2 protein-coding genes and 2 pseudogenes are annotated in these 2,727 nt (G+C 63.4%); all 4 read left to right on the top strand.

Annotated elements, in window-relative coordinates; genetic code table 11:
- A pseudogene (locus tag AC1VS5_RS09515) lies at positions 1 to 499 on the top strand (hypothetical protein); the annotation flags it as partial.
- Positions 500 to 636: 137 nt separating this feature from the next.
- Complete coding sequence (locus AC1VS5_RS09510; protein ID WP_015760410.1) at positions 637 to 1,140, top strand: helix-turn-helix domain-containing protein; 504 nt, start codon at positions 637 to 639, stop codon at positions 1,138 to 1,140.
- A pseudogene (locus tag AC1VS5_RS09505) lies at positions 1,023 to 1,991 on the top strand (IS3 family transposase); the annotation flags it as partial. The gene AC1VS5_RS09510 and the pseudogene AC1VS5_RS09505, both read left to right, overlap by 118 nt.
- 289 nt (positions 1,992 to 2,280) lie before the next feature.
- Positions 2,281 to 2,727: ZIP family metal transporter (locus tag AC1VS5_RS09500; RefSeq protein ID WP_481218467.1), on the top strand; the 447-nt coding region annotated here is incomplete at its 3' end.

Here is a 2,727-nt window from a genome sequence, read left to right as displayed (position 1 = left end):
GGTAGATGTGGCGCTCGCCTCGCGCTCCGTCGCGACCGCCGATCTGCGCGATTCGCTGCTGCGCCTCACCGACGTGGCGCGCCGCCGCGTATGCGTCACGCTGGCCACCGGCTCGTCGCCGCGCACCGACGAGCGCATCCTCAACGCCATGGGCCTTTCCAGCGTGCTCGGCCGCGACTACCTCTATGCGTTCAACATCCTGGCGAACGAGGGACTGCGCCCCGAGGTTTCCTACATCGACAGCGAGCGCACCGACACGTTCGACTCGCTCGACGATGCCTACGACGCGTTCGCGCGCATGGCGGACGATGCCGTGGGCGCGACCGTCGGAGCCGAAGAGCGCGCGGAGGCGTTCGGTCGCCTGCGCTGCTGGCTGGAAGAGAACCTCGTGCCGAACGAGCGCGCCGGGCAGCCCGACAAGAAGGGGCTTCCGGAGAAGTCCCTGCGCCTGCGCGAGCCCCGAACGGTCACCTGGGCGTTCATCGCTTGGAACAAGTAGAGCGCGTCCCGAACGGCCGATCGCCGTTCGGGACGCGCTCCGACACAGAAAGGTGGCATAGAAAGAGGCGGTCCCCTTTGAACTGCCTCCCATTTCTTGGACAAGAAAGTAAAGTTCGAGAGATGGGAGGCTTCTTTATGCCGCCGAAGCATGACAGGAAGATGCGCGAACTAGCGGTCGAGCTGTTCGACGAGGGGTACGGCAGGGACATCGTCGCCGCGAGGCTTTGCATGTCGGCCAGCATCGTGGAAAAATGGCTTCTGACGTACAGGTCGGTCGGAAGCGAGGTGCTGCTCTGCATGGGTAGCCGGAAAACGAGATACGCTTGGGAGACGAAGGTCGCCGCAGCTCGGGCCGTCGTGGACGAGGGGATGGGCAAGCCCGAGGCCATGGCCGCCTTCGGCATCGCGTCGAGGACCCCGCTCGACTCCTGGTGCCGGCTCTACCGCGAAGGCGGGGCCGACGCTCTCAGGCCCAAGCCCAAGGGCAGGCCGAAGGGATCTGCGGCTCAAAGCGCGCCCAAGACGCGCGAGCAAGAGCTCGAGGCGCGCGTGCGCAGGCTCGAAGCCGAGAACGCCTACTTAAAAAAAGTCCGCGCCCTGGAGGCGGAGAAGTCTCGAGCTGGGAGAAGTCCCAAGTGATCGAGATGCTTTCAGGGCAAGGCCACGCTCTTTCCGACCTGTTGGCAGCCGCCGGGCTCCCGAGATCGACTTACTACCGCGCCCGCTCGCACCCGCCGAGGCCGACGAGGCCGGAGCTATGGGAGAAGGTGGCGGAGGTGTTCTCCCGCACGGCCAACGGCTGCGGACACAGGCAGGTCGCCATGGCCCTGCGCGCCGAGGAGGACGTGGCGATAGCCGACAAGACCGCACTGAAGATCATGCACGAGATGGGCATCAGCTGCGGCATCCGGCGCGAGAGCGACTACCACAGGTACAACTCGTTCAAAGGCGTTGTCGGCAGGGCGTTCGACAACGTCCTGGACAGGGACTTCTCAGCCGACGAACCCTGGCAGAAGCTCGGCACGGACGTCACCGAGTTCAAGGCCCCGTGGGGCAGGGCCTACTTTGCCCCAGCGTACGACTTCGGCAGCAAGGAGATCGTGTCCTGGAGCATATCGCGGTCTGCGAACATGGCGCAGCAAAAGGAGATGCTGGAAGGCCTGCTGGCGAAGATGCCGGAGGCCGCGAGCCCGGTCATGCACTCCGACATGGGATGGCAGTACCAGCACGACGGTTATTGCAAGACGCTCGAGGAGGCGGGCATCGTCCAGAGCGTGTCGAGAAAGGGCAACTGCATCGACAACGGCGCGACCGAGCAGGTCTTCGGCCATATCAAGGACGAGTTCTTCCGCGGGCAGAGCTTCGAGAGCTTCGAGGAGTTCAAGGAGAGGCTCGAGGCGTACATCGTCCACTGGAACACGAGGCGAAGGCAGGTTAAACTGAAAGGACTGACCCCGGAGGAATTCCGGAACCAGTCCTTAGCAGCATAGCCACCTTTATTTTCCTTGTCCAAGAACCGGGGCGCAGTTCACTGCAAGCCCCCCCATCATCGCCCGAAAAACACGCTCCACGCGCTGAGGCGTGTTTTTCGGGCGATGATGGGGTCCCGTGCGCTGGCAGCTTCAAGTTGACGCTGAGGGAAAGCATCGCGTGCGCGATCGATTATTGTCGTACACTGTGGATTGATACAAGGACACGGCTCTGCGCGATGCCGTCGGTTTCCCCGATTCCGTGCGACGCGCCGATGGACACGAACGAGTGAATACGATAGGAGCAAGCATGCAAACTGCTTTGCTGTGGGCTGCCGGCGGGACCGGCTTCACCTTCTTGATGACCACATTGGGCGCTGCGTCGGTTTTTCTGTTTCGCAAGCGCAACAGCATGGTGTTTCAGCGGATATTCCTAGGATTCGCGGCTGGCGTAATGATAGCGGCGTCTGTGTGGTCGTTGCTGATTCCCGCCATCGAGCGCGCGGAGGAAGCGGGGCAGGTCGGGTGGATTCCCGCTGCGGGTGGATTCGCCATCGGCGTGGCGTTCCTCATGGTGCTGCACCAGCTGTTGCCGCACCTGCATCCGGGCGAGAGCAAGCCCGAGGGCCTGCCCAGCAAATGGGATCGTCCCACGCTCCTGTTCACGGCCGTCACGTTGCATAATATCCCCGAAGGCATGAGCGTTGGCCTACTGTTCGCCATGGCTGCCCAGAACGGCGGCGACCCCGCCATGTTC

The organism is Enorma sp., assembly GCF_982429025.1.
The sequence above is the reverse complement of the archived record's forward strand: the minus strand, read 5'-3'. Positions and strand labels throughout refer to the sequence as shown.